This window comes from Pseudoalteromonas sp. SR44-5 (assembly GCF_014163675.1).
In the GTDB taxonomy this organism is placed as follows: Bacteria; Pseudomonadota; Gammaproteobacteria; order Enterobacterales; family Alteromonadaceae; genus Pseudoalteromonas; species Pseudoalteromonas rhizosphaerae.
This window is the reverse complement of sequence record NZ_JACJDT010000010.1, coordinates 75,638-101,459: the sequence shown is the minus strand read 5'-3', so window position 1 is coordinate 101,459 and position 25,822 is coordinate 75,638. Positions and strand designations below refer to the sequence as shown.

At 40.8% G+C, this 25,822-nt stretch carries 23 protein-coding genes and 1 pseudogene; 13 read left to right on the top strand and 11 right to left on the bottom strand.

Going from position 1 to position 25,822, the window contains the following annotated elements:
* The first annotated feature begins 218 nt into the window (after positions 1–218).
* Positions 219–1,421 carry a bifunctional alpha/beta hydrolase/OsmC family protein gene (locus H5154_RS08050; protein WP_182717966.1) on the top strand — a complete coding sequence of 401 codons (1,203 nt, stop codon included), beginning with the start codon at positions 219–221 and terminating at the stop codon, positions 1,419–1,421.
* Positions 1,422–1,484: 63 nt separating this feature from the next.
* Here H5154_RS08050 and H5154_RS08045 read toward each other — a convergent pair whose 3' ends face one another.
* Positions 1,485–3,473, bottom strand: coding sequence for a DUF2207 domain-containing protein (locus H5154_RS08045; protein ID WP_182717965.1), 1,989 nt, complete (start codon positions 3,471–3,473; stop codon positions 1,485–1,487).
* Between the two features lie 46 nt (positions 3,474–3,519).
* Positions 3,520–4,257: an alpha/beta hydrolase gene (locus H5154_RS08040; RefSeq protein WP_182717964.1), complete on the bottom strand. Its 738-nt coding sequence runs from the start codon at positions 4,255–4,257 to the stop codon at positions 3,520–3,522.
* A gap of 176 nt (positions 4,258–4,433) precedes the next feature.
* Between H5154_RS08040 and H5154_RS08035 the strand changes: the two genes are divergently transcribed.
* Complete coding sequence (locus H5154_RS08035) at positions 4,434–4,757, top strand: hypothetical protein (protein WP_182717963.1); 324 nt, start codon at positions 4,434–4,436, stop codon at positions 4,755–4,757.
* Between the two features lie 30 nt (positions 4,758–4,787).
* On the opposite strand, the gene H5154_RS08030 is transcribed toward H5154_RS08035, so the two are convergent.
* The 3 genes from H5154_RS08030 to aspS form a co-directional block, all read right to left on the bottom strand.
* Complete coding sequence (locus H5154_RS08030) at positions 4,788–5,378, bottom strand: pentapeptide repeat-containing protein (protein ID WP_182717962.1); 591 nt, start codon at positions 5,376–5,378, stop codon at positions 4,788–4,790.
* On the bottom strand, positions 5,371–5,598 hold the full coding sequence (locus tag H5154_RS08025; protein ID WP_149982948.1) for a hypothetical protein: 228 nt from the start codon (positions 5,596–5,598) through the stop codon (positions 5,371–5,373). Before H5154_RS08025 ends, H5154_RS08030 begins: the two co-directional genes overlap by 8 nt.
* A gap of 113 nt (positions 5,599–5,711) precedes the next feature.
* The gene (aspS, locus tag H5154_RS08020; protein ID WP_145242380.1) at positions 5,712–7,490 is read right to left on the bottom strand and encodes an aspartate--tRNA ligase; all 1,779 of its coding nucleotides are present in this window, start codon (positions 7,488–7,490) and stop codon (positions 5,712–5,714) included.
* Positions 7,491–7,693: 203 nt separating this feature from the next.
* Here aspS and H5154_RS08015 point away from each other — a divergent pair, with 203 nt between their 5' ends.
* On the top strand, positions 7,694–8,542 hold the full coding sequence (locus H5154_RS08015; protein ID WP_182717961.1) for a DUF72 domain-containing protein: 849 nt from the start codon (positions 7,694–7,696) through the stop codon (positions 8,540–8,542).
* 38 nt (positions 8,543–8,580) lie between these two features.
* Positions 8,581–9,078 carry a M48 family metallopeptidase gene (locus H5154_RS08010; protein WP_149982946.1) on the top strand — a complete coding sequence of 166 codons (498 nt, stop codon included), beginning with the start codon at positions 8,581–8,583 and terminating at the stop codon, positions 9,076–9,078.
* Positions 9,079–9,126: 48 nt separating this feature from the next.
* Here H5154_RS08010 and H5154_RS08005 read toward each other — a convergent pair whose 3' ends face one another.
* Positions 9,127–10,020 (bottom strand): LysR family transcriptional regulator, encoded by an 894-nt coding sequence (locus tag H5154_RS08005; protein WP_145242350.1) that lies wholly within the window; start codon positions 10,018–10,020, stop codon positions 9,127–9,129.
* 122 nt (positions 10,021–10,142) lie between these two features.
* On the opposite strand from H5154_RS08005, the gene H5154_RS08000 reads away from it, so the two are divergent.
* Positions 10,143–11,399, top strand: coding sequence for an adenylosuccinate synthase (locus tag H5154_RS08000; RefSeq protein WP_182717960.1), 1,257 nt, complete (start codon positions 10,143–10,145; stop codon positions 11,397–11,399).
* Between the two features lie 162 nt (positions 11,400–11,561).
* Here the strand turns inward: H5154_RS08000 and H5154_RS07995 are convergent, their stop codons facing one another.
* Positions 11,562–12,014 carry an Lrp/AsnC family transcriptional regulator gene (locus H5154_RS07995; protein ID WP_149982944.1) on the bottom strand — a complete coding sequence of 151 codons (453 nt, stop codon included), beginning with the start codon at positions 12,012–12,014 and terminating at the stop codon, positions 11,562–11,564.
* A gap of 107 nt (positions 12,015–12,121) precedes the next feature.
* On the opposite strand from H5154_RS07995, the gene rarD reads away from it, so the two are divergent.
* Positions 12,122–13,021: an EamA family transporter RarD gene (gene rarD / locus H5154_RS07990; protein ID WP_182717959.1), complete on the top strand. Its 900-nt coding sequence runs from the start codon at positions 12,122–12,124 to the stop codon at positions 13,019–13,021.
* Positions 13,022–13,160: 139 nt separating this feature from the next.
* Here rarD and H5154_RS07985 read toward each other — a convergent pair whose 3' ends face one another.
* Positions 13,161–13,847, bottom strand: a complete 687-nt coding sequence (locus H5154_RS07985) for a DUF3334 family protein (RefSeq protein WP_182717958.1) — start codon at positions 13,845–13,847, stop codon at positions 13,161–13,163.
* 115 nt (positions 13,848–13,962) lie between these two features.
* On the opposite strand from H5154_RS07985, the gene cmoA reads away from it, so the two are divergent.
* The 5 genes from cmoA to H5154_RS07960 all read left to right on the top strand — a co-directional run bounded on the left by cmoA (position 13,963) and on the right by H5154_RS07960 (position 18,328).
* Positions 13,963–14,688 (top strand): carboxy-S-adenosyl-L-methionine synthase CmoA, encoded by a 726-nt coding sequence (gene cmoA / locus H5154_RS07980; RefSeq protein WP_145242356.1) that lies wholly within the window; start codon positions 13,963–13,965, stop codon positions 14,686–14,688.
* A gap of 20 nt (positions 14,689–14,708) precedes the next feature.
* Positions 14,709–15,677 (top strand): tRNA 5-methoxyuridine(34)/uridine 5-oxyacetic acid(34) synthase CmoB, encoded by a 969-nt coding sequence (gene cmoB, locus H5154_RS07975; RefSeq protein ID WP_182717957.1) that lies wholly within the window; start codon positions 14,709–14,711, stop codon positions 15,675–15,677.
* Positions 15,678–15,877: 200 nt separating this feature from the next.
* Positions 15,878–16,930, top strand: a complete 1,053-nt coding sequence (purM, locus tag H5154_RS07970; protein ID WP_145242360.1) for a phosphoribosylformylglycinamidine cyclo-ligase — start codon at positions 15,878–15,880, stop codon at positions 16,928–16,930.
* On the top strand, positions 16,930–17,577 hold the full coding sequence (purN, locus tag H5154_RS07965) for a phosphoribosylglycinamide formyltransferase (RefSeq protein ID WP_182717956.1): 648 nt from the start codon (positions 16,930–16,932) through the stop codon (positions 17,575–17,577). Before purM ends, purN begins: the two co-directional genes overlap by 1 nt.
* Entirely contained in the window at positions 17,522–18,328 is an 807-nt protein-coding gene (locus H5154_RS07960; protein ID WP_404936182.1) for a DUF3108 domain-containing protein, read from the top strand. Before purN ends, H5154_RS07960 begins: the two co-directional genes overlap by 56 nt.
* Positions 18,329–18,424: 96 nt before the next feature.
* On the opposite strand, the gene H5154_RS07955 is transcribed toward H5154_RS07960, so the two are convergent.
* Entirely contained in the window at positions 18,425–19,189 is a 765-nt protein-coding gene (locus H5154_RS07955) for a class II glutamine amidotransferase (RefSeq protein ID WP_149982940.1), read from the bottom strand.
* Positions 19,190–19,488: 299 nt separating this feature from the next.
* Between H5154_RS07955 and fadE the strand changes: the two genes are divergently transcribed.
* Entirely contained in the window at positions 19,489–21,945 is a 2,457-nt protein-coding gene (fadE, locus tag H5154_RS07950; RefSeq protein WP_149982939.1) for an acyl-CoA dehydrogenase FadE, read from the top strand.
* A gap of 4 nt (positions 21,946–21,949) precedes the next feature.
* On the opposite strand, the pseudogene H5154_RS07945 reads toward fadE, so the two are convergent.
* Both H5154_RS07945 and H5154_RS07940 read right to left on the bottom strand, forming a co-directional pair.
* Positions 21,950–23,064, bottom strand: a pseudogene (locus H5154_RS07945) (DUF6136 family protein).
* Positions 23,061–23,651 carry an ATP-binding cassette domain-containing protein gene (locus H5154_RS07940; RefSeq protein WP_182717955.1) on the bottom strand — a complete coding sequence of 197 codons (591 nt, stop codon included), beginning with the start codon at positions 23,649–23,651 and terminating at the stop codon, positions 23,061–23,063. The pseudogene H5154_RS07945 and the gene H5154_RS07940 overlap by 4 nt, the downstream one beginning before the upstream one ends.
* A 191-nt stretch (positions 23,652–23,842) precedes the next feature.
* On the opposite strand from H5154_RS07940, the gene H5154_RS07935 reads away from it, so the two are divergent.
* Positions 23,843–25,789 carry a S9 family peptidase gene (locus tag H5154_RS07935; protein WP_182717954.1) on the top strand — a complete coding sequence of 649 codons (1,947 nt, stop codon included), beginning with the start codon at positions 23,843–23,845 and terminating at the stop codon, positions 25,787–25,789.
* Positions 25,790–25,822: the final 33 nt, after the last annotated feature.

Here is a 25,822-nt window from a genome sequence, read left to right as displayed (position 1 = left end):
GCTAATCATAGCAGTTGCTCCATTGTAGCGCTTCGCGAGCATAATAAAACGGGCAAAAAAACATAAGGACTTATGTCCTCTTTAGCTGGGTAAGCGTTTATTACTTGATGCAAATCAAAATGTTGCTATTGTGGATAAAACGCCAAAACAACTGTAATTATAAACGCACTTTAATGGTCTATTCTTCACTAACCTCTTTCATTAAGCAAAGGTAACATATGCGCCAAAAAATTTCGTTCAAAAGTGGTGATTTAACACTCGCCGGTCAGCTTGAAACACCCGCCAGTGATATTAAATTTTATGCCTTGTTTGCCCATTGTTTTACCTGTGGTAAAGATATAGCCGCAGCAAGTCGAATTAGCCGAGCACTCACTCAACAAGGTATTGCGGTATTACGCTTTGATTTTACTGGCCTTGGTAATAGCGACGGTGATTTTGCCAACAGTAATTTCTCATCAAATATCCAAGATTTAATTGCCGCGGCAGATCACTTACGTGAACACTTTAAAGCGCCACAATTATTAATCGGTCATAGTTTAGGGGGCGCAGCGGTACTAGCAGCTGCCGAACACATTGCTGAAGTACAAGCCATTACCACCATAGGCGCACCATCAGATGCGCAACATGTAGCGCATAACTTTGCCGCTCATCTTGATGAAATTAATAGCAAGGGCGAAGCCAAGGTAAATTTAGCAGGGCGAGAATTTACCATTAAAAAACAGTTTGTGGACGACATTGCCAATTACGACCACAGCCATATCAGTAAATTAAAACGTGCTTTATTAGTTATGCACTCCCCTATTGATGCCACAGTAAATATCTCTGAAGCTGAAAAGATTTACGCCGCTGCTAAACATCCAAAAAGCTTTATTAGTCTGGATAACGCCGACCACTTACTCACTAACAAAGACGATGCTGACTACGCAGCAGACGTTATAGCATCATGGGCAAAACGTTATGTGGATTTTGATAAAAACCAGTACAGTGCCAAACTTAGCAGCGGCAATGTATTAGTTGAAGAGAAAGATCATGTCTTTACTCAGCATGTAAGTACCAAGGATCATACTTGGCTGGCTGATGAACCACTAAGTGTTGGCGGTAATAATTTAGGCCCAGACCCTTATCACCACTTACTTGCTGGACTTGGTGCATGCACAGCGATGACTTTACGTATGTATGCAAGTCGTAAAAACTTGCCACTTGAACACGTAAAGGTAGAACTGGACCACAGCCGTGATTATCACGCCGATTGCGATAACTGCGAGCAAACCGACAAACTCGAAGCCATCACTCGTAAAATCACCCTGGTGGGCGATTTGAGTGACGCTCAGCGCCAGCGCCTATTAGAAATTGCCGACAAATGCCCTGTGCATAAAACCCTGCATAACAACCCACTGATTGTAAGTGAGTTGGTTGATTAACAACAAACTTCCCGCTTAGGCATTTGATTTATACACCTGAAATTTGGTGTTTTTATCATTTGCCTACCAACCACCTCCGCCACCTCCACCTCCTCCTCCGCCAGAAAAACCGCCACTACTGGAGAAGCCTGAACTCGACATAGAGGATGAAACACTTGAGTTTCCCAAAGCTGAATAACTCATTCCATCTACACAATTAAGAAATTCTGTCTGGTCAGAAAAACCACCTGAAAACCACATCGGTGTATATCTATAAGGATTGAGAGATTCTGAAATTTTCTTCTTTTTACGTCTTTTTTGTTTTCTAAATTGTCCTCTTTTAAACCTAAGAACATTATCAAATCGAGCACACCATTCATCATGCAAATCCAGCGAAATTGCATACGGTAAAAATTTCTCATATTCAGTTTCAGTGAGCAATAGATCGTCTTCAGGCAGTTTTTTAGCGGATATATATTTCCGTATTTGCATTGAACTTACCAGTAATGGCTTCCCGTATTGGGAGGGGCCGCGATTTAAAGATAATGCAGTTATACTAAGTAACAATAAAAAAGCCATCGAGATCGACAACAAGGGTACAAAACTACAAAGAAGCCACATCCAAGGAAGCCAAGTAATACATATAAGTAAGCACTTTTTTTCCCACTGTGGCTCAACATTCCCATCAGTGTCCTCAAAAATACTTTCGTAAATAGCCAACCATATAATGCACACGGGAGCAGTCATAAGAATAACAAGCGGCCCCCACAGAATATCAGTCCAATCTGAAACGCCAAATATCAATTGTAAGCTAACAAATACCGACGACAGAGCAACAGTAAAAAGTGTGTATTTAATATTCCACGTAAAAATACTTGTCGCTTTTAAGTCTTTGCTAATCGCACTAGAAAAAAGTTTAAAGAGTTCTCGATTTTTCTTTCTATTTTCACGGCTAACTTGGTAACTCCCACCCTGTTTAATAACCCAATCGAGAATACATTGTTCATTTTTTGGTAAAGGAGTGTTTGGTAGGTTTGTCTTAAGTGATAATGTTAATGTATGGGTATAAAATGAACCTTCTTTAATACCACTATCAGAGGGGAGGTATTCATATTTTATGCCTAGATAGCCTTTAATAGCTAAGTGAGTGCTGGCAGAAGTTAAATCTCTCATTGTACTATTTGAAAAAATTGCGTGGTTTAATATGTAATTAATTATTGCAGGGCTAATTTCACTGGGCACATCAGTAATATCTGGAGTATCGACATTTTCATCTGGATATATACCAACCTTACGCCAAGACCAATAAACAAAACCACCCACCGTACCCGAAAACGTGATAAGCAAAATCCACTCTAAAAAATCCAGTAAAAATATAAAATAAAATACCGAAGGTTGATCTATTATATCTTTAGGAAGCGCGAGAACAATTGTCATCCCCTCCCCTAAACCTAAGTCTTGCGTAGCAGTAAACCTAAATTGATTTTGTACTGGATTATCAACAATATAATTATCTTCTTTCTCTGTGTAAGAGCCGGTATAGGCTTTGTACTTTAGGACGCTGGTTTGTTCTGGTAGGTTAACTACAACCATTGACTTCTCTATTGAAGTTGCCCATTGATGAGGAATGGCATTAAAATATAACTCATCATAATTTTCAAAAAACCGAATTTCATCTGATAGTTGATAAGTAATAATAAAGCTAGCAGGCCCATAATCTAACTCTTTTTTAGGATCACCTACTTTTATGATTGCGTTGCCATTTGAAATGGTTGCTTGATAAGGTATTGATGTATTATTTAACTGAGCACTTAGCATCTTGAAGCCAGCTAAATATTCACCACCATAACGGCCCTCAAGTAATAATGGGATTCGTCTATAAATACCATGCTTGAATATATAACCACCGGCCGTTATATCAAACTGCTCAGTGACTATTAGATTGCCATTAGGTTTTACATCAATTGTTACATGTAATCCCGCTGTTGAATCAGCCTCCCTTACTTCTGCATAAGAAGGCATCAACATAATTAAAAGTAAAAAAATTATGCTTCCTTGCAAAAAATATTTCATTGTTAATTTGCTCCTTTTAAACAACACTTATCTCTTCATTAGATGCTTAATATAATAAAAACTCTTTTATATTTTTTTTCACTTCATTTATTAAATCAGCAGGCCCACCATCATACATATCATTATGGCGTGAGTTCTCTATCGAAATCTGCGTAACCGGATACTGTGCTAATTCATCTTCATTGAGTAATACCTGATTATCCGCAGGGTAATCACTGCCACGAAGCGTTAAAACCCGAATGTTTTTATTGCGAGGTAACAACATACGCCGATGATCAAGCGTAATAATTTGACTCACTTGCTTAGGATAAATCGCCGCGTAAAGCGCGGCTATATCACCGCCATTAGAATGGCCAAATAACGTTAACCGCGTAAAATCATACTCTGGGTAGCGAGGGCTCAACTCGGTCACTAAAAATTTAAGAGTGACCACACCACGATGCCAGTTTTCCATACGAGTGGCCATATAAGGTGGCGTGCGGTTGAGCGCAGGATCGCTGTCTAATTCATGGGCTACAGCAATGGTTAAATAGCCCTTAGCTGTAAATATATCAGCCGCAAACTGATAGTCAGTATGCGCAATACCATATCCGGCATTAATAAATACCACAGGGCATTTTGTTTGTTGGCTACAATGCTCGTTATATGCTGGTAATGAAATACTGATCGGGATCGCGCGGTCACGCGCTTTATCAACAATCATTTCGCTGTTTGTTGCGGAACTGGCGACGGCACTGACTATGAGAAAGAAGAAGCTCACAAGGTACTTAAAAGGTAGTGGCATTAATTTGCTCGACTTATTTTATTTAAATTATAAAGTACTTTAAGCTTTTGAATATTAATTGCAATAAAACGAGGTACCTAAAACAGCAGAAGAGTTTTAAAGAAAAAAATAATTATTATAAATTTATGCGATAATAGTCGTATTGTCCTAACGTCTATTTAGAAAAGAACCTATCCATGAAATCATACAACAGCATCGAACAGCGTATCGATATTTTACAAAGCAGAATTGAAGCGTATCAAGATGAAATCAAAACGCTAGAAACAGAGCCAAAAAATAATAACGAGCGTATTATTTTCAAATTTATCGAAACAGGCAGCACCGGCAAGACTAAAGATTTTGTGCGTGAATTAGGCATTAAATCACCACGCGATAGTTTGTATTCATCAGGTGATGTATCAAAACTCATCAAAGATGGCGCCAGTGATATTTCCCCTGCATTACTTGAAATTGCCCGCGCACTTGCCAGCGCACGAAATAAAAATGGCCCTGCCTGCTAATTAAGCATTAGATTAGCCGTGTCATAACGGCTAATCCACCAGCTCGATATCTAGTCCGCTGAGTAAGTTTAACGCTGCAAAGCGCTCAAACTTAGCCCGGCTAACATTATTATTTTTAATATCAATATTAAAATGCATCGCACCGACAAAGTTTACTTTACTCAAGTTTGTTTGCTGAAACAGGCTATCTCTAAAATCAGTGTTACTAAAATCACTGGTAGCTAAATTAGCCTGTCTAAAATCAACATCTTTGGCAAAACAGTCCGTCATGATCAAGCCTTTTAACTGTAACTCATAAAACGAGCTATGACTAAGTTGGCAATTTTTAAAACTCACCGATGAAGTAAGTGACAATTGTGGCCAATTTACCTGCGCCCATTGAATACTGTTGAGCTTACAATCAACAAAGCTGACTTCTTCTAACGAACTATAACCCCAATTTAAATCGCTTAAATTACAGTTAATAAATTCACACTCAATAAAACGACAATTACTAAATTGACTATGACTAAAATCACATTCAATAAACTGGCACTGTTCAAACTCAATGTCACTAAAGCGCTGCGCGCTGGCAAAACATTTTGAAAATTGCTGATCGAAATAATCGAACTCTTTAAACACTCGAATGCTTAACCTCTAAATCGTTTTTCAAAGCAAGAACTGCGATATAGATCAACCCAAAAATAGGAATAATCGCTAATAGCCCACCAATTACAGCAACAATAACCGGTGTTGTTGTTTTTCTTTTACCAAGGCGATAACTTATCCACGTAAAAAATGGGATGCATACTATAAATATCAAAGCCAAGAACTCACCAAGCAAAGTTGCACTAATACTCATTTACTATCCTTAATATATTTTTATTAAACCATTTTGATTACACCATAAAAAAACCCTTAAGCCTACACTTAAGGGTTTTAAATCAATAGTAAGATTAAGTGCTAATTAATCACTTATTCTGCTGATTTTTCAGCTTTTTCAACAACACTAATAGCAAGCTCTGTAAGCGAATCTGCATTTGCTTTACTTGGTGCGTTAGTTAACAAACACGACGCTTGGGTTGTTTTAGGAAAAGCAATCACGTCACGAATATTATCAGTACCACACAGTAGCATTGCTAAACGGTCTAAACCGAACGCTAAACCAGCATGTGGTGGCGTACCGTATTTTAACGCTTCAAGTAAGAAACCAAACTTGTCTTGCTGCTCTTGTGCATCAATACCTAGGATTCTAAACGCTGCTTCTTGCATATCTGTATTATGAATACGTACCGAACCACCACCTACTTCGTAGCCATTTAGTACCATATCGTATGCATCTGAAATAGCCGCTGCTGGGTTTGCTTCAAGTTCGCTTGCATTTACATCTTTTGGTGCTGTAAATGGGTGATGAACAGCATGCAATGTACCTTCGTCGTCTTCTTCAAACATTGGGAAGTCAACAACCCAAAGCGGAGCCCAGCTATTTAGATTAGTGATCTCTAAATCAAGGCCAATCTTAATACGTAGCGCGCCCATAGCTTCGTTTACTGTGTTGCGTTTATCAGCACCGAATAAAATGATGTCGCCAGTTTGTGCGTTAGTGCGTGCAAGAAGTTCGTTGATCACCTCTTCATTTAAGAACTTAGCGATTGGCGATTGCACGCCTTCAGCGCCTGCACCGCGGTCGTTTACTTTCATCCACGCAAGCCCTTTCGCGCCGTAAATGCCGATGAATTTAGTGTAGTCATCTAGTTGCTTACGCGAAAGTGATGCACCGCCTGGTACTGTTAATACCGCAACACGGCCTTTTTCATCATTGGCAGGACCAGAAAAAACTTTAAACTCGACGTCTTTTACTAAATCGGCAACGTCAATTAATGTCATTGGGTTACGTAAATCAGGCTTATCAGAACCATACAAGCTCATTGCCTCAGCGTAAGGCATGATTGGGAACTCGCCTAAATCCACGTCTAGCAATTGCTGCCACATTTCGCGGATCATTTTTTCTGTGATACCACGTACCTGAGCAGAGCTCATGAACGAGGTCTCTATATCGATTTGAGTAAACTCAGGCTGACGGTCAGCACGTAAATCTTCATCCCGGAAACATTTAACAATTTGGTAGTAACGGTCAAAACCCGACATCATCAACAATTGCTTGAACAACTGCGGAGACTGCGGTAATGCGTAAAAACTGCCTTTGTGAACACGGCTCGGTACTAAATAATCGCGCGCTCCTTCTGGGGTAGCTTTTGTAAGTACTGGCGTTTCGATATCTAAGAAATTATTTTCATCTAAGAAACGACGCACAAAGCTGCTAGCTTTAGCGCGTAGTTTAATACGGTCACTCATTTCTAAACGACGAAGGTCTAAGTAACGATATTTTAAGCGACGCTCTTCAGAGTTTACCTGATTAAAATCAAGTGGCAACGGCTCTGAACGGTTGATGATAGTAAGGCCTGTGCCTAAAATTTCAACTTCACCCGTTGCCATATCTTTGTTGATTTGGCTGTCAGGACGTGCGCGAACTACACCTTTTAATTGTACGCAAAATTCTTGACGTAATGTATTCGCGGTATCCATTAAGCCTTCAACTTCAGGATCGAATACAACTTGTACTAAACCTTCTCTATCGCGTAAATCGACAAAGATAAGTCCACCAAGGTCACGTCGTTTGTTGATCCAACCACATAGTTCAACTTCTTGATCTACGTGAGTTTTATTTAGCTGTCCGCAGTATATAGAGCGCATAGTTTTCCTGTCAGTGTAAAGACGAATAGCCGCTTCCCCTAAGAATTGCTGTTTTTGAGGGAGAATAAGCCACTATTTATAAATCATTTTAGGGGGAGCATTATACCCAAGTTACTTGAAAATGCGAGCTCGGCAGCAGCTACTATGCTTTCAATTTATAGATTTGGTATACTAGCCAAAACACACAATCAGTTAACCGTTTTATGTTGTATTTAGGGTGTCCGCAGTGGTCAAGTACCGCGTGGAAAGGCAATTTATTATCAAGTCACTGCAAAAATGCCGATATGTTGCACGAATACGCACAGGTGTTTAATTCAGTCGAAGGCAATACCAGCTTTTATGCCGATCCTAGTGTTGAATCATTAAATCGCTGGCGTGATGCTGTCGGCAATGACTTTAAATTTACTTTTAAATTCCATCGACGCTTTAGTCATGAATTACAGCTTACTCATATCGATGACGAACTCACTGAATGGTTTAATTTATTCGAGCCAATATTGTCTCATGTTGGGCAAATCATGTTGCAGCTACCAAGTAGTTTTAGCCCCAAACAACTGCCGTTATTAGCACAGTTTATTGCCAAGCTCCCGACAGGTTTAAACTACGGCGTTGAAGTTCGCCACCCCGAATTTTTTAAGAAAGGCGCAGCCGAAATTGCCTTTAATCAGCTATTAATAGCAAACAATGTCAACCGTATCTCAATGGACACCCGCGCATTATTTGCAGTTAAGCCGAACACTGAAGCACTCATCGATGCCCAACAAAAAAAGCCCCATTTACCCGTGCATGCCATTGCAACAGGCAATCAACCTATGGCCCGCTTTGTGATTGCCGATTTAGATCATGACTATAAAAGCTATTACCAACCGTGGCTTAAAAAAGTAAAACAATGGCTTGATGAGGGTAAGCACCCGTATGTATTTTTTCATACTGCAGATAACCGCCAAGCACCATTATTAGCACGCGAGTTTTGCCAAGATTTAGGTTACCAGCACCCCGTGCTAAACCCTTTCACTGGTGAAAAAGAAGCCAGTCAAGCCAGCCTTTTTTGACTCGCGTTGAAAATTAATTAACTACAAAGAAGTATTGAATGAGTGATTTTAAACGCTATTTTAGCGGCTATCCAGAGCAAATTGTAACGCAAGTAATGCAGCTTATTGAAAATGATAAACACGGCGCGTATTTAACTAAAAAATACCCAAGCTCCCATAATATTACCAGTGACAAGTCGTTATACGCATACGCCACTGAGCTTAAAAAGCGCTATTTAAAAAATGCGCCACCGTTTGGCCGCGCCGCGTTTAAAAAACAAGGCGATATGGTCACTAACGCGCTAGGTACTCATACGTATCGTATGCAAGGTAAAACCCGCAAGCACGATTTAGCCATCAACAGTGATTTACTGCGTGCACCAGAGGAATTACTCAAAGCTTTAGTAGTACACGAGCTCGCCCACTTTAAGGAAAAAGACCACAACAAAAGCTTTTACGCCCTGTGCTGCCACATGGAGCCAAGCTACCATCAACTCGAATTAGATTTACGGATTTTTTGTGTACTAGTAGCTGAAGGTAAAAACCCTTACACATAAAAATAACTGAATCAAAAAGTACATAGCCGTACAGTTAAGATATAAATACTATGCAAGATGAGTACGGGAGATTTCTTCATTTACCCAATGTAGTAATTGCTTTATCGCTTTTGAAAGTACCTGATTTTGCCTCACTATATAACCTAAACTGGTAGTTGGAAATTGCGGTAATGCGGTCACTGTAGTAGTTAGATTTGCTTTACTGCGCAGGGAAAACTCTGGCACGATGGCAACGCCAAACCCCGCTTCAGCCCAATCAATTTGCGCATCGACACTGCCCACTTCCATCACCCGGTAATTTGGTAAGTTTAAAGATGGCAAGGCACTATCGAGCAAGTCTCGGGTTCGCGTATCATGGCCGAGTAAGATTAATGTTGGCGGCTCAGTCAATGTAACATTGTTATCGTTTTTGGCCTGCTGCCATAACTTTAAATGATTACCTAATGCACACCATTTTATCTGCTGTAATTGCGTAAAATGCAGCGGCTCACTTTCTTTTTGGGCAATCACAAACCCTAAATCAGCTTCAGCACTTTTAACCAATGCTGACGCTTGCGAAGACGTTGTATTGAGCAAAGTAAAGTCAATGCCAGGAAACTGGCGCTTAAAAAGCTGAAAAGGCTCAATCAACAATAAACGAGAAATTATATCACTGGCGGCAATTGTCAGTGTGCCTTGGCTGAGATCATTAATCGCATTTAAGTCAGATTGGCAAACCTGTAATTCCCATAAGGTTTTTTGTCCAGACTCTAATAGCCGTAAACCTGCTTGGGTCAAACTAAAAGGATTACGTTCTATCAGTTTAACCCGTGTCGTTTTTTCTAACTGCTTAATATGCAAGCTAACATTTGGCTGTGTCATATGCAGCGCATTGGCTGTTTTACCAAAGTGCTTTAACTCAGCCAATGTGACAAAAGTTTTTAACCAGTGAATATCTAGCATCTTTATGACCTTAATGGCGTGAAATCGATATGAAATTCTTATCAAGATAATAATTATAATTAATTTCTCTTATTTTAATAGAGCGCATACCATATTCGTTCAATCAATTTGGAGATTAAACTATGCCGTCAATTGTTGTTGTAGGTGCAAACTGGGGTGATGAAGGCAAAGGCCGTATCGTCGATTTTCTAGCTGAGAACGCATCTGCGAGCATTCGCTTTCAAGGTGGTAATAACGCCGGACATACCGTTGTGAATGACTTTGGTACGTTTAAACTACACCAATTACCAAGCGGTATTTTTAATCCTGATTGTATTGCAGTACTAGGCCCAGGCATGGTGATAAGCCCTGGCGCATTAAGCGAAGAAATAGCCGAAGTTAACGCCGCCGGTGTTGATGTAAAATTATGTATTTCTGATCGTGCAACGTTATGCTTACCATTACACGCCCTTGAAGATACCCTCGAAGAAGTGCGCTTAGGCGATGCTGCTTACGGCTCTACTCGTCAAGGAATTGCACCTGCATACGGCGACCGAGTAATGAAAAAAGGCATTTTAGTTGGCTGGTTAAATCAGCCAGACGTTTTATTAGAGCGTATTCAATTTATGCTGGATTGGAAAATGCCACAGCTAAAAGCCCTTTACCCAAGCTGTGATTTTTCACAAACAGCTGAACAAATGACTGAGTGGTTATTAGCTGTCAGCGCTCCTTGGCGTGAATTTATTTGTAATGTAACAGAGCCTTTAAAAGCACTGCAAAAGCAAGATGCCAACTTATTGTTTGAAGCGCAACTAGGCGCAGGCCGCGATTTAGTTTACGGCGAATACCCGTATACTACATCATCAAACGTGACTGCTGCCTATGCAGGAATTGGCAGCGGGCTGCCAGCTTTGCGCCCTGAGCGTGTTATCGCTGTGGCTAAATCATTTAGCTCATCTGTTGGTACAGGTACACTCGTTACCGCCATGGCAGAGCAAGACAATTTTCGTGAAAGCGCGAACGAATATGGCGCAGTGACTGGCCGCCCACGTGATATGGGTTATTTTGATGCAGTTGCCACCCGTAACGGTGTTGAATTACAAGCAGCCACTGAAATCGCTTTAACCAAAATTGATTGCCTATCTGGCATGAAAGATTTAAAAATCTGCGTTGGTTATGCAGGCGATCACAGCGAAAACCCTATTTGGCCACAAACAGCGGCTTTAACGCCAATCTATGAAAGCATGCCAGCGTGGGATGAAGATATTACCGGTTGTCGTACCTTCGACAGTCTGCCTGCTGCAGCGCAGCATTATGTAGAACGCATCGAAGCACTGATGGGAGTACCTGTAAGTATGGTGTCTGTAGGCCCTGAGCGTGAGCAAATGATTATCCGCTAAACACTCAATTGCTATAACCCAAGTGGTTTTATAAACCACTTGGGTTATACGCTAGGCAATTGCAGATTTTCATCCACTATCTGAACAAAAATATTTTGAGTCAGTTATTCAAAAATATTAATCATTCCATCATAAAATAATTGATTGTCACCACAAGTGTATTTAAAGCACATTTAAACTCGATTTAACGCGTTCTAGTACAACGGTGGTTCTAAATGATTTGATATTATCGTTCTCATGAAAAAACTTATCACAAATCTCTTGAAAGCGCTGCATATTAGGCACAACTAATATCAGTACAAAATCAGCTGCACCCGTAACATAATAGCATTGCTGCACTTCAGGACCTGAAAAACGTTGCTTTAGTAGCTCAAGCTCAGAAATATGTGTCCTGTTAACCTCCACTTCTACTAAAATAGTGATAACTTGATTTAGCTTATCTGGGTCTAAAATCGCCACATTTGATACAATATAACCATTTTCCCTGAGTTTATGGATACGGCGCTGCACCGAGGCGGTTGATAGATGTACCGCTTCAGCCAGTTTTCGAAGTGGAGTTTGGCAATCTTTCTGGACTAATTCTAAAAGTGCATAGTCATAGCGATCTAGTTTCATAATATCTCAAGGTGATAAATTTTCTCGCAAACAGTACTTTTTTAGAGCCCATTTATCAATGGTATTGAAATAAAATATACACACCTAATCTCTTCTATATACCGACTATGCAAAACTCTACTAAAACTTCATTGGGAGTTACTTTAAATATAATTTCATCAGCACTTTTTGCACTAATGTTTGCTTACACTTCACTGTTAAATGAACTTCAAGGTCAAGAAACATATGGTTGGCGGGTTTTATTTACGGTGCCATTTTTAACTGTTTTTATTCTACTAAAAGGTTACTGGCCACTAGTACTGGGCATATATACGAGGGTGCGATATGAAAAGTATTTTTGGCTAACACGGCTCCTTTCATCTTTTTTAGTTGGTGTACAATTATGGCTATTCATGTGGGCACCCGTAAATGGATATGGTTTAGCGGTTTCATTAGGCTACTTTATCATGCCAATTACTATGGTAATTATCGGACGGCTTGCTTTTCAAGAGCGTTTAACCCCGCATCAAAAAGTAGCATGTTTATTTGCTCTCATAGCGATTTTAAATCTATTAATTGTTTCTCAATCATTTTTGTGGCCGGTTTGGGTTGTATGCATAGGTTACCCTATTTATTTTTGGCTACGAAAAAAAACAAACACTAATAACATTGGTTGCACATGGGTTGATATGCTTTTGAGCCTTCCTATAGCCTGTTATTTTATCTTTGCCAATGGACAAGTTGTCACGGAGTTAACCGTAAATTTAACATTGCTTTATTTAGTAGTAGGCCTTGGGGGGATTAGTGCTCTAGCGCTTTCGTTTCAATCCCTATCTGCCCCCTATTTAAATTTAAGCCTTTTTGGTTTACTCGTTTATGTTGAGCCTGTGCTGCTATTAATAGTGGCGATTCTTTTAGGCGAGACTATCAACCAAAAGGATTGGCTTACGTACATAGCTATTTTGCTTGCGGTCGTCACATTAATTCTTGAAGGTATAAGAAAGTTACATTTAACTCATTATCGCTAACATTGCTTACTTCTTATATTGCAACGAGGTTTATCAGTAATCCCTTAAAGCAACCAACTCCCCACAAACCAAAAAGCGCAAGGTAAACTCGCGCTTTTATTGTGTTATTTAAAGCTTAAAGTTTTAAAGCTTGGTAGCTTTATAAACCAAGTTCTGCCATAAAGTCGTCATCTAAATCACTTGCTTTAGCATCATCAGCAGCTTTTTGTTTTTCTGCTTTATGCTTTGCTTCGTTTTCAATGATGTCATCTGGGTCAATAGCTTCAGCAATATCAAAATCGTGCAATTTGATAAACTCAGTTTTATCCATTGCTAATTCTAAATAAAAGATATTTTGTTTACTGGTGGTAAATGTCACGCGCCGTGCTTGCGGTCTATCCATCGTAGTATCGACCGAAATCTGTACTTGCTTATTGATGGCCATCATCTTCGGTTGATTTTGGGTAATTGAAGTATGTAACTGCTCGCGTACCTTTGAAGTAAAATCACCAACGATTTGGTTCATCAATTCACCGAGTACATTTGAGACGTCGTCCGATAAATGACTGTGAGCGAGTTCTTCTTCAGGCATCCCCATATTACGCATGTAATCATGATAAATCTCCATCGCCGCTTGCGAGGTGAAATTAGTAATTACCAGTCCTGTAAATCCGCCATCAAATAACACAAAACAACCGATATCAGGACGCATACAGGTGCGGGTTATTTTTTGTACCATTGCTGAGTAGCTAATACTATTACCACTTGCCGATGACAATACACTCGTTACAGAATGACAAAGGGTTGCCAATATATCATCTGTGCTGATCACTTTACTTTTGCTCATAAACTTCTCTTTTTCTACTTGTTATTCATTATTCTAGCCAAGCTACTGAAATTATCACTGACTATCCAGCATAAAATGCTAAAATAACCCTATTATTTTTCAAGAGACTGTTTGTGTGAACATAAAAGACAGCATTTATGCCACTGAGCAAGCGGTTAAAGACTTTAGCTTTGACCAACATGTAGTAGAAGTTTTCCCAGATATGATCCAGCGCTCAGTTCCGGGTTATGCAACCATTGTTAGTACGATGGGTAAATTGGCCGGTGAATACGCGCAAAGCAATTCAAACCTTTATGATTTGGGCTGTTCCCTTGGCGCAGTAACATTAAGCATGCGCCGTAATATCCGCACTGATAATTGCCATATTATTGCCGTTGATAATTCACAAGCCATGGTTGAGCGCTGTAAATTACATTTGCACGGCTTTCGCTCAGAAGTACCTGTTACAGTGACACTTGGTGATATTAATGAGCTAAATATTGAAAACGCGTCAGTGGTCGCCATGAACTTTACTTTACAGTTTATTCCACCCGCACAGCGCCAAGCCGTGCTTGAAAAAATATACGCGAATTTAAAACCCGGTGGTGTATTACTGTTAAGCGAAAAAATCAAAGGCGAGAACGAGCAATGCGATAACTTGCTAATTGACTTGCACCACGATTTTAAACGCCACAATGGTTATTCTGAATTAGAAATTAGCCAAAAACGTACCGCCATTGAGAATGTAATGCGCCCAGATACTTTAAATGCTCACCTTTCTCGACTTACCGATATTGGCTTTAGCCAAACCCAAGTGTGGTATCAATGTTTTAATTTTTGCTCACTGGTAGCAATCAAGTAACAAATATAAAGAGTAATTCAATGTCTCAATGGTTTAACCAATTTTACGCCGCAATCGCACAAAGCCCGCTAAGTCACTGGCTGGAAACGCTACCTAGCCAATTAAAACACTGGCAATTAGAGGCCAGTCACGGTGATTTACCAAAATGGCAGAAAGTGTTAAAAAACTTGCCTGAAGTGGCGACCAAACACGTCAATATTATCGACAAAGTTGAAATTGGTGCCCCTGGCGAAATGACCGACGGCGAACAAAAACAAGTTACACACTTATTAAAACGAATGATGCCATGGCGTAAAGGCCCTTTCAGCCTACACGGTATTGAAATTGATACTGAATGGCGCAGCGATTGGAAGTGGGACCGTTTATTACCGCATATTGAGCCGCTAAAAGGCCGCACGGTTTTAGACATCGGCTGTGGCTCTGGCTATCACTTATGGCGGATGCGCGGTGAAGGCGCTGAGTTTGTGGTTGGCATTGATCCGTCTGATTTATTTTTATGTCAGTTTCAAGCCATCAAACACTTTAACCCAGATGAAAACGTGCATTTATTACCGCTAGGTGTTGAAGCCCTGCCTGAGTTAAAAGCCTTTGATACGGTGTTTTCGATGGGTGTGCTTTATCATCGTCGTTCCCCTATCGACTTTTTAGCACAATTAAAAGCGCAGCTTCGCCCAGGTGGTGAATTAGTGCTTGAAACCTTAGTCATTGAAGGCGATGAAAACACAGTACTAGTGCCCACTGACCGCTATGCGAAGATGCGTAACGTGTGGTTTATTCCGAGCACGGCAGCGCTAAAACTCTGGATGGAACGTGTTGGTTTTAAAGATGTGCAAGTGAAAGACTGCGCTATTACAACGCTTGAAGAACAACGTAAATCAGATTGGATGGAAAACGAGTCCCTGATCGACTTTTTAGATCCAAACGATACTAGTAAAACCATTGAAGGTTACCCAGCGCCGTTGCGTGCAATTTTGACTGCAAAGGCTTAATACTAAAGGAACTCGGTTTTAGGTGCTAGGAACTACCTAGCACCTGCTACCTAAATCTATTGTGTCATTATACGGACAAGTGTCCTTGTCAATAATAGTAAACTCATATTTGAACTAGCCGCGCCCTTGCAATTGTTGTAAAATACGCGCGTTTCTAAGCATACACATGCAAAACCATGCAACTTTTTTGAGGAAATCCTGTGAGCGAACAAAAACAGTCTCTAAGTTATAAAGACGCGGGCGTAGATATCGATGCCGGTAACGCACTTGTTGAGCGTATTAAAGGCGTAGTTAAAAAAACCCGTCGTCCTGAAGTTATGGGCGGAATTGGTGGCTTTGGCGCACTTTGCGAAATCCCAGCTGGTTATAAGCAACCAGTACTTGTTGCAGGCACTGATGGTGTTGGTACTAAGTTACGCTTAGCTATCGACCTTAAAAAACACGATACTGTAGGTATCGATTTAGTTGCAATGTGTGTAAATGACCTTATCGTTCAAGGTGCTGAGCCATTATTTTTCCTAGATTATTATGCAACAGGCAAACTTGATGTTGATACTGCCGCAGACGTAGTAACAGGCATTGGTAAAGGCTGTGAGATCTCTGGTTGTGCATTAATTGGTGGCGAAACTGCTGAAATGCCAGGTATGTACGAAGGCGAAGATTACGACATGGCTGGTTTTTGTACTGGCGTAGTTGAAAAAGCAAATATCATCGATGGCACAAAAGTAGCTGCTGGTGATCAACTAATCGCGCTTGCATCAAGCGGCCCGCATTCAAATGGCTTCTCATTAATTCGTAAAGTACTTGAAGTATCAAATGCTGATACAAGTGCTGAATTTGAAGGTAAAACATTAGGCGAAACTCTGCTTGAACCAACACGTATTTACGTTAAACCATTACTTGAGCTGTTCAAGCAAGTAGATGTTCATGCTCTTTCGCATATTACTGGCGGCGGTTTTTGGGAAAATATCCCACGCGTATTACCAGAGTCTGCAAAAGCAGTAGTTAAAGGTGATAGCTGGCAGTGGCCTGGTATTTTCAATTGGTTACAAGAAAACGGTAACATCACCACCCACGAAATGTACCGCACATTTAACTGTGGTGTAGGTATGGTATTGGTTGTGCCAGCTGACAAACTTGAGCAAAGCTTAAGCATCTTAAAAGAGCTTGGCGAAAATGCTTGGCACCTTGGTGAGATCCATGATGCTAAAGCTGGCGAAGAGCAAGTAGAAATCCTAGGCGGCCGTGATTAATGGCCCCTGCTCGTCTAGTAGTCTTAATTTCAGGTAGTGGCTCTAATTTACAAGCCATCATTGACGCCTGTAATAACGGCGAGATAAATGCAAACATAGCGGCTGTAATTAGTAATAAAGCAGACGCTTATGGCCTTGAGCGAGCAAAGCAAGCGGGCATTGCAACAGCAGTGCTCAGCCATAAAGATTTTGACTCGCGCGAAGCCTACGATGCGCAATTAATGAACGTTATTGATTCTTTTGCACCAAATCTAGTTGTATTAGCTGGGTTTATGCGTATTCTTACTCCTAACTTAGTGCAAAAATTTAAAGGAAAAATGTTGAACATTCATCCTTCTTTGTTGCCTAAGTACCAGGGGCTGAATACCCACCAAAGAGCAATTGATGCAAAAGATGACATTCATGGCGTAAGTGTGCACTTTGTTACTGAAGAATTAGACGGTGGTCCTGTCATTCTTCAAGCAAAAGTACCCGTGCTGGCAGATGATACTGCTGACACATTAGCAAAACGCGTGCATGCACAAGAGCATATAATTTACCCTTTGGTGGTCAAGTGGTTCAGTGAACAACGACTTACTATGGAAGCAGATTATGCAGTTCTTGACAAAAAAAAACTTCCTGCACACGGCGCGCACTACCCAGAATAAAAAACTAAGTGCCTTGCTATTGTGTGCGGGCACTTTATTACTTCCTACTAGTTTAATTGCTGGTGAACTTACTCAATTTGAAGCTAACTATGATATTTTGCGCAAAGGCGAAAACCATGGTCAAGGCGTCCGCACATTAAAAAAACTAGCAGATAACAGTTACCAAGTTAGCTACCACAGTGATATTGAGTGGATGATATTCTCAGATTCACGTAAAGAGACATCAAATTTTACTTTCAGCGACAAAAAAGTCACGCCTGTAAGTTATAGCATGATCCGCACAGGCACAGGCCCGGATAAAGAATATACACTGCAATTTGACCACACTAAAAAAATCGTAAACAGCAGTGAAAGTAAATACCCCATTGAATGTGAGTGGTCTGAGCAATTTCAAGACTCAATTTCATATCAAGTACAAGTGCGCGAAGAATTAAAAATGGGTAAAACCAGCTTTTCGTACCAGCTAGTTGATAAAAAAGGCAACTGTCGTGAGTATAACTTTGAAGTCGTTGGTAAAGAGACTATTTCCTTACCAATCGGTAATATCGAAGCGATCAAAGTAAAACGCTTATATGATAATGATAAACGCCAAGCGCTTGCATGGTTCGCCCCTGAAATGGATTACATGCTAGTTAGGATGTGGAAAGGCGAAAAAGGCGTAGAACAATTTGAAGTACAACTTAAGTCGTTCACGGTAACCAGCCCAGTTGCATTACCTGAAGAAGTTAAAAACGAAATAACACCGGAATAAATTGCTTGCAAGACGAAAGGCTCAAGTGTGACGATCATAACTTGGGCTTTTCAGCTTATAACCACATTAATTAAGTTCAAACGTTAAAACTGACGGCTAAATTAACTCACCCATTTTAAACAACGCAAATTCACCTGGTTCCATTTTTTGCCAACGCTCATCGTTGGTCAGTGGCCGGGTAGCGATCACCGTTACGACATCATTTGGCGTAGTTTCTTGTTGAAAATCTACCACCATATCTGCATCAATTAACGTAGCCTTACCGAACGGCGCACGGCGGGTGATCCAATGCAAATTATTAGTACAATACGCTAACACATACACACCATCAGTCAGCAACATATTAAACACACCTTTTTCACGTAAAGTGTGTGCAAGCTTTGCCGCATAACGAAACACTGACGCCATATTAGCTGGACGTTTAGGGTATTTTTCACGAATTTGATCGAGTAACCAACAAAACGCCAATTCACTGTCGGTATTACCCACTGGCCGATAATATTCAGGTTTTAAATCATGATAATTCGAAAGCTGACCATTATGCGCGTAGGTCAGCTCCCTGCCCCACAACTCACGGGTAAAAGGATGCGTATTTTCAAGACAGACACGGCCACGATTACCTTGGCGAATATGGCTAATCACCGAGACACTTTTAATGGGATAGGCCTTTACTAACTTGGCAATTTCAGACTGACAGCTAGGCTCAGGATCTTTAAAAGTACGACACCCCTTCCCTTCATAAAAAGTAATGCCCCAGCCATCTTTATGCGGACCTGTGTTACCACCGCGCTCTAACAGCCCTGAAAAACTAAAACAAATATCTGTAGGCACATTCGCCGACATGCCAAGCAACTCACACATAAAATAAATTAACCTTTCAAAAATTTTTATACTTTTAAAATACTGCTTTTTAAAAAGCGTAAACCCGTAACTTAGGCCTTAGCGGCATTGTTAAACATAAGCAAGGGCAAGGCAAGCAAGAAAACAGCTTAATTTTTTCTCAAATAAATCATACTGACGAATCACACATTTATCCGTATGCTGATGTGCACAGATTACAAAATAACAGTCACTGATATTTTCACTAAGCTACTTGATAATTATTCACTCTAGCGCTACTCTAACTAAAGGTGGTCTGACCTCTATTAAGGATTGAATACATGACACTCATATTTACACTTGGTTTAATCGTGCTGCTCAGCATCGCGAGTTACCACAGAGCGAGCTGGAATACTGCCCTTGGCGTTTCCATCGCAACACTTGTCATTGGTACCTTTGCAGGTGCATTTGGCGCAATTAGCTGGTTGATCTTCTTGATCATTGCAGTGCCATTGTCTGTTACTGGCATTCGTCAGCAATATATTATTAAACCTATTTTTGCCATGTTTAAAAAAGTTACTCCAACTATGTCTGAAACTGAAAAATCAGCCATTGATGCGGGTACAACATGGTGGGAAGCCGATCTTTTTTGCGGCCGTCCTGATTGGAACAAATTACACCAATACCCAATGCCTAAATTGACAATCGAAGAGCAAGCCTTTATCGATGGTCCAGTTGAGGTGGTATGTAGTATGTTGGACGACTGGGAAGCAACTCATGAGTTAACCGATTTACCACAAGATGTTTGGCAATACCTAAAAGATAATAAATTCTTTGCCATGATCATTAAAAAAGAATATGGCGGCCTGCAATTTTCTGCCTTTGCACAATCGTGTGTACTGCAAAAGTTAACCAGTAAATCTACCCTGCTTTCATCAATTGTAGGCGTTCCTAATTCATTAGGTCCGGGCGAATTGTTACAGCACTATGGTACTAAAGAACAAAAAGATCATTACTTACCTCGCCTTGCTAGTGGTCAAGAGATCCCATGCTTTGCCTTAACTTCACCAGAAGCAGGCTCTGATGCCAGCGCCATTCCAGATTATGGTGTGGTATGTAAAGGTATGTGGGAAGGCGAAGAAGTCATTGGTCTTAGCCTAACATGGAACAAACGTTATATTACGCTAGCGCCTGTTGCGACAGTATTAGGTCTGGCGTTTAAACTACAAGACCCAGATGGTCTACTAAGCGATGTTAAAGAGCCAGGTATTACTTGTGCACTTATTCCTACAGACATGCCAGGTGTTGAAATTGGTCGTCGTCATTTCCCGCTAAATGTACCATTTCAGAATGGTCCTACTCGTGGTAAAGACATTTTCGTACCGCTTGATTACATTATTGGTGGACCAGAAATGGCCGGCCAAGGCTGGCGCATGCTGGTTGAATGTTTATCGGTTGGTCGTGCTATTACATTGCCGTCAAACTCAACGGGTGGTATTAAAACAATTGCACTTGCAAGTGGTGCATACAGCCGTATTCGTCGTCAATTCCGTTTACCTATTGGCCAAATGGAAGGTGTTGAAGAGTCACTAGCAAAACTAGCAGGTTATGCGTACAGCTCAGATGCGGCTGTTAGCATGTCAACTGGTGCGGTTGATTTAGGCGAAAAGCCATCGGTTGTTTCGGCAATCATTAAATACCATTTGACCGAGCAAATGCGTGATTCAACCAATCATGCAATGGATGTTCACGGCGGTAAAGGTATTATGCTTGGGCCAAATAACTATTTAGGTCGTGGCTATCAAGGTGCACCAATTGCCATCACTGTTGAAGGTGCAAATATCTTGACCCGTAATATGATTATTTACGGTCAAGGTGCCATTCGCTGCCATCCATTTGTACTGACTGAATTGGGTGCCTGCGCAATCGAAGATCGTGAAGAAGCGCTAGCGGTATTTGATAAAGCATTAATGGGCCACATCGGCTTTACTATGTCTAACCTTGTACGTACTAAGTGGATGAGCTTTACCGGAGCCCGTTTTGCAACTACACCATTTAAAGACGAAACAGCTGAGTTTTACCGTACTGCGTCGCGCTTTAGTGCGTCACTTGCATTGATGTCTGACATTAGCATGGCTGTATTTGGTGGCTCACTAAAACGTAAAGAGCGTATTTCCGCTCGTTTAGGTGATTTGCTTAGTTACCTTTATTTAGTGTCTGCAACGCTGAAACGTTATAACGATGAAGGCCGTAAAAAAGAAGATTTACCGCTTGTACAATGGAGCTGTCAAGATCACCTTTACCACTGCCAACGTGCACTTGCTGATTTAATTAACAATATGCCATCAGCTCCGCTTCGTGCAGCACTTAAGTTGATGTTGTTCCCGTTCGGTCGTCCAGTTCGTAAACCGACTGATAAACTTGAGCATAAATTAGCACAAATTTTACAAGTACCTAGCGAAACACGTAACCGTTTAGCAAGCTACGTATACTTAACAAATGAACCACTTAACTTAGTTGGTCGTCAAGAGCAAACGCTTAAAGACGTGCTAGCTGTTGAACCTTTATTTGATAAGGTATGTCGTGAAAAAGGCGTTAAACTGCCTTTCTTCCAGCTTGATAAAGTTGCTCAGATGGGACTTGAAGCGGGTATTTTAACGCAAGCAGAGGCTGATCAGCTAGCAAGCGTTGAAAAAGCACGTTTAGATGTTATTAACGTTGACGACTTTGACCCTGCAGATTTATTAGCAGGCAAAGCTGCACGTAATAACACGGCAAAAAAGGCGAATGCTGCTTAACATATTAAGTTAACACAGCCAACAGCCCGCCTGTTGTGATCATCCAAACCAGCGCATAATGCGCTGGTTTTTTTGTGCTATATATAATTGTAATGTACCCCAGCCAACACTCAGGCTCAGTAATAGCCACTCTATTTGAGCGACAAACAACAGATAGCTGCTAAGTGTTATCAAAAAGAACAAGCAACTTGGCATAAATTGGCTGATAAAAAACAGCCGCGATTGGTTATTTGCTTGAAAAAATAGCTGGTACTTATCATGTAGCTTGCCACAATCAAATTGCAGTGAGCTGGTAAACAACACCATAAAAGCGGCGGCTATCACACTAAATATAGCCTCTAAATCAGCACGCTCATTGAGCAAAGTAGTGATTGCCATAAATACACACAACAATAAAGCCACTCGCCATACTAGTACCCTGCTATGTTGCATAAAAAAGCTCAGCCAAAAAGTAGATAATGCATTGACCGATAACCGGTCGCTCAGCGAAAATGCTGGCAACAACATGCTCAGCGCAAATAATATAATAAAGCCACAGTGATAGGCTAACGGCGCTATATTAATCGGTAGCAAGACTAAAATAGCAGTAAATACTAAGCCATATATTAATGCTCTTGGCTTGTACAAACACAGTACACCGAGGCTAAACTGCTGTAACATAAACAGCACAAAATGGGGTGCTCGTAGCCACTGTGAATAGTTTAAATCCAGCGCAATTACAGCACTTGCTAGCAACCAGCCATTGCTTAAAAGCAATAGTTTTATATCCATTAACTTAAGCCAGTTTGACCTTACAATAGTGCGTTGAAAGAGCCGCTGCTGACTATTTTGAATGGCTGATTTCATTGCACTGAGCATCACGCTTTGCAGTAATAGATACAGCCACGCCATTTGAGCGCCATATTGCGGCGCATCTATGCTGTCGATGATTTTGCCCAGACCTAAAAATAACAGCAAAATCATTCCAAGCATGGCTGAGCCAAGTACCACTAAAAATAATAAGCCGAAGTTTTTAAGTTGCTGTAGTAGTTGTGCCAGCTCAATTTTATAGGCCTTATAACGATACTGCATAAATGAGCGATATTGTGCAATCTCAAGCTTAATACCTAGCTTGCTCATAAGGGGACACACTCAAAGCCATGCTCGATAAACGGCGCCGGCTCATGGCAAGTGATAATGATTTGCCCATGCGCTTTATCTGCTAAATAATTATCTAGTAAACCAAGTAAATATATAATGCTGGCTTGATCAAGTGCCGTACTGGGCTCATCTAGTAACAAATACGGCGCACCGCGCATTAACGCTAAAATTAATTGGCACTTTTTTTGATTACCCGATGACAACGCATCAAAACGAGTCGCTAAAAAATCTGAAAAATTAAAGCCGCTGATAAGCGCTGTCGGCCAATCGTAGCCTAAACTGCTAACCGTTAAATTGATAATTTGTTTCGCGGTTAAAAACTCAGGCAGCGCGATGCGATCACTGGCAATTGCTACCTGTTTATAAGGCTCAGACAACACCTTGCCTGCAAATAATATCTGTCCACTTTGTGGTTGCTCAAGTCCAGCAAGCATCATTAGCAGCGTGGTTTTACCTTGACCGTTCGGCGCTTCAATACATACTCTCGGTGCTGTAAAGCTGATGCGATAATCTTTATATAGGATGTTTTGGGAAAATTGCTTGTGTAAACCACTAACTTCAATCATCACTTTCCTTTTATATGAGAGAGCCTTTTATATGAGTGAGTATTATAACGTAGGCTGTATTTTTAACGATACAGGCTTTGTAACACTTTGTTGCAGTTAAAATCAGCTAAAAACTTGCGTTAAAATAGGGTTAGGGCAACACTAAAACCGGTAAAAATATGATTAGATAACAATAAACCAAGGAATGTACTATGAACAAAGAATTGCAATTTGCCGCACTCGCCTGTGCAATCAGTATTGCCTTGAGCGGTTGTAGCCAATCAACCTCAACAACAGCCGTCACCACAGTACAGTCGCAGCAAACTCAGCAAGTTAGCACCTATAATGCTAAAACCTTCTTTGATACGACCGCAATTATGGGCAGTAGCTTTTCACCCAATGGCGATAAAGTACTGGTAAGCTCTGATGAAAGTGGTATTTACAGCTTGTATGAAGTAGATGCAAAAACAGGCAACAAAACCCGCTTAACCAATTTTCAGGATAGCACCTACCCTGTCCGTTACTTCCCAAATGATGAAAGGGTCCTCTTTACCAAAGATTCTGGCGGCAATGAGCGCTTTCACGTCTACGTCCGTGAACTTGACGGGTCAATAACAGATTTAACCCCCGGCGATGAAACCCGCGCAAGCTTTGCAGGATTTACAGAAGATGGCAGCGAGTTTTTTATTACTAGTAACCAGCGCGATGCTAAATTTATGGACTTATACCGCGTTGATAGTAAAACCTATAAAATCACCCCTGTTTATCAAAATACGCTTGGTTTAGATGTCGGAGCAATCAGCCCCGATGGCCGCTATATCGCACTCTCTAAAAACAACACCAATAAAGACAGCGACACATTTATTCTCGATACCTATAAAAAGACCCTCAAACCACAGCTAATTTCAAAACACAATACACCAGCTCAATACACGCCTGAAACCTTCTCTGTTGATAGTAAATACTTATACTACTCAACGGATGCTAAAGGCGAGTTTTCACAAGTGTGGCGTTATGAGCTGGCCTCAGAGGAGCATAGCCCTGTATTAAAAGATAATTGGGATGTCAGCTTCATTTATTTTTCTAAATCAGGGCGTTATCAAGTCAGCGGTGTCAATGCCGATGCCAGCACTAAAGTCACGGTGATTGATACCCAGTCAGACCAAGAGATTGCGATGCCTCAGTTACCCACAGGTAACTTACGTGGTGTTAACTTTTCTGCAGATGAAAAAAGCATGGCGTTTTACTTAAATTCAGATACCTCGCCAAGTAACCTGTTTGTCTGGCAAGTGGGTAGTGATAAGGCACAGCAATTAAGTAATACTTTAAGCAAAGAGATAGATCAAAATGATTTAGTTGAAAGCACTATAGTGCGCTTTAAAAGCTTTGACGGTTTAGAGATACCCAGCGTACTTTATAAACCCAAGCAAGCCAATAGCAATAATAAAGTGCCAGCGCTAATTTGGGTGCACGGTGGTCCAGGTGGCCAAAGCCGCACTGGTTACAGTGCAATGCAACAACACTTAGTCAATCATGGCTATGCTATTTTTGCGGTTAATAACCGTGGCAGTTCAGGCTATGGTAAAACCTTTTTTCATTTAGATGATAAAAAACACGGCACCGACGACTTACAAGACATTGTTTACGGTAAAAAGCACTTACAAAGTTTAGATTGGGTCGATGCAGAAAAAATCGGTATCATAGGTGGCAGCTACGGTGGCTTCATGACCGCAGCAGCGCTTGCTTTTGAGCCTGAAGAATTCAAAGTGGGCATTAATATTTTTGGTGTCACCAACTGGGTAAGAACGCTCAACTCAATTCCACCGTGGTGGGAAAGCTTTAAAAAAGCGTTGTACGATGAAATGGGCGACCCTGCAACGGACGGCGAGCGTCATCGTGCAATCTCACCGCTATTCCATGCTAAGAATATCACCAAACCATTAATGGTTATTCAAGGCGCCAACGATCCGCGCGTATTACAGATAGAAAGTGATGAATTAGTTGCCGCAGTGAAAGCCAATGGCGTACCGGTCGAATATGTATTATTTGACGATGAAGGTCATGGTTTTAGCAAAAAAGAAAACCGTATCAGTGCCTCCAACGCGTATCTAAACTTTTTAGATACCTACTTAAAAGAACGCTTTGGCCCACAAGGCTAATATTAAAGCTGACTAGAAGTTTAATTATAAGCC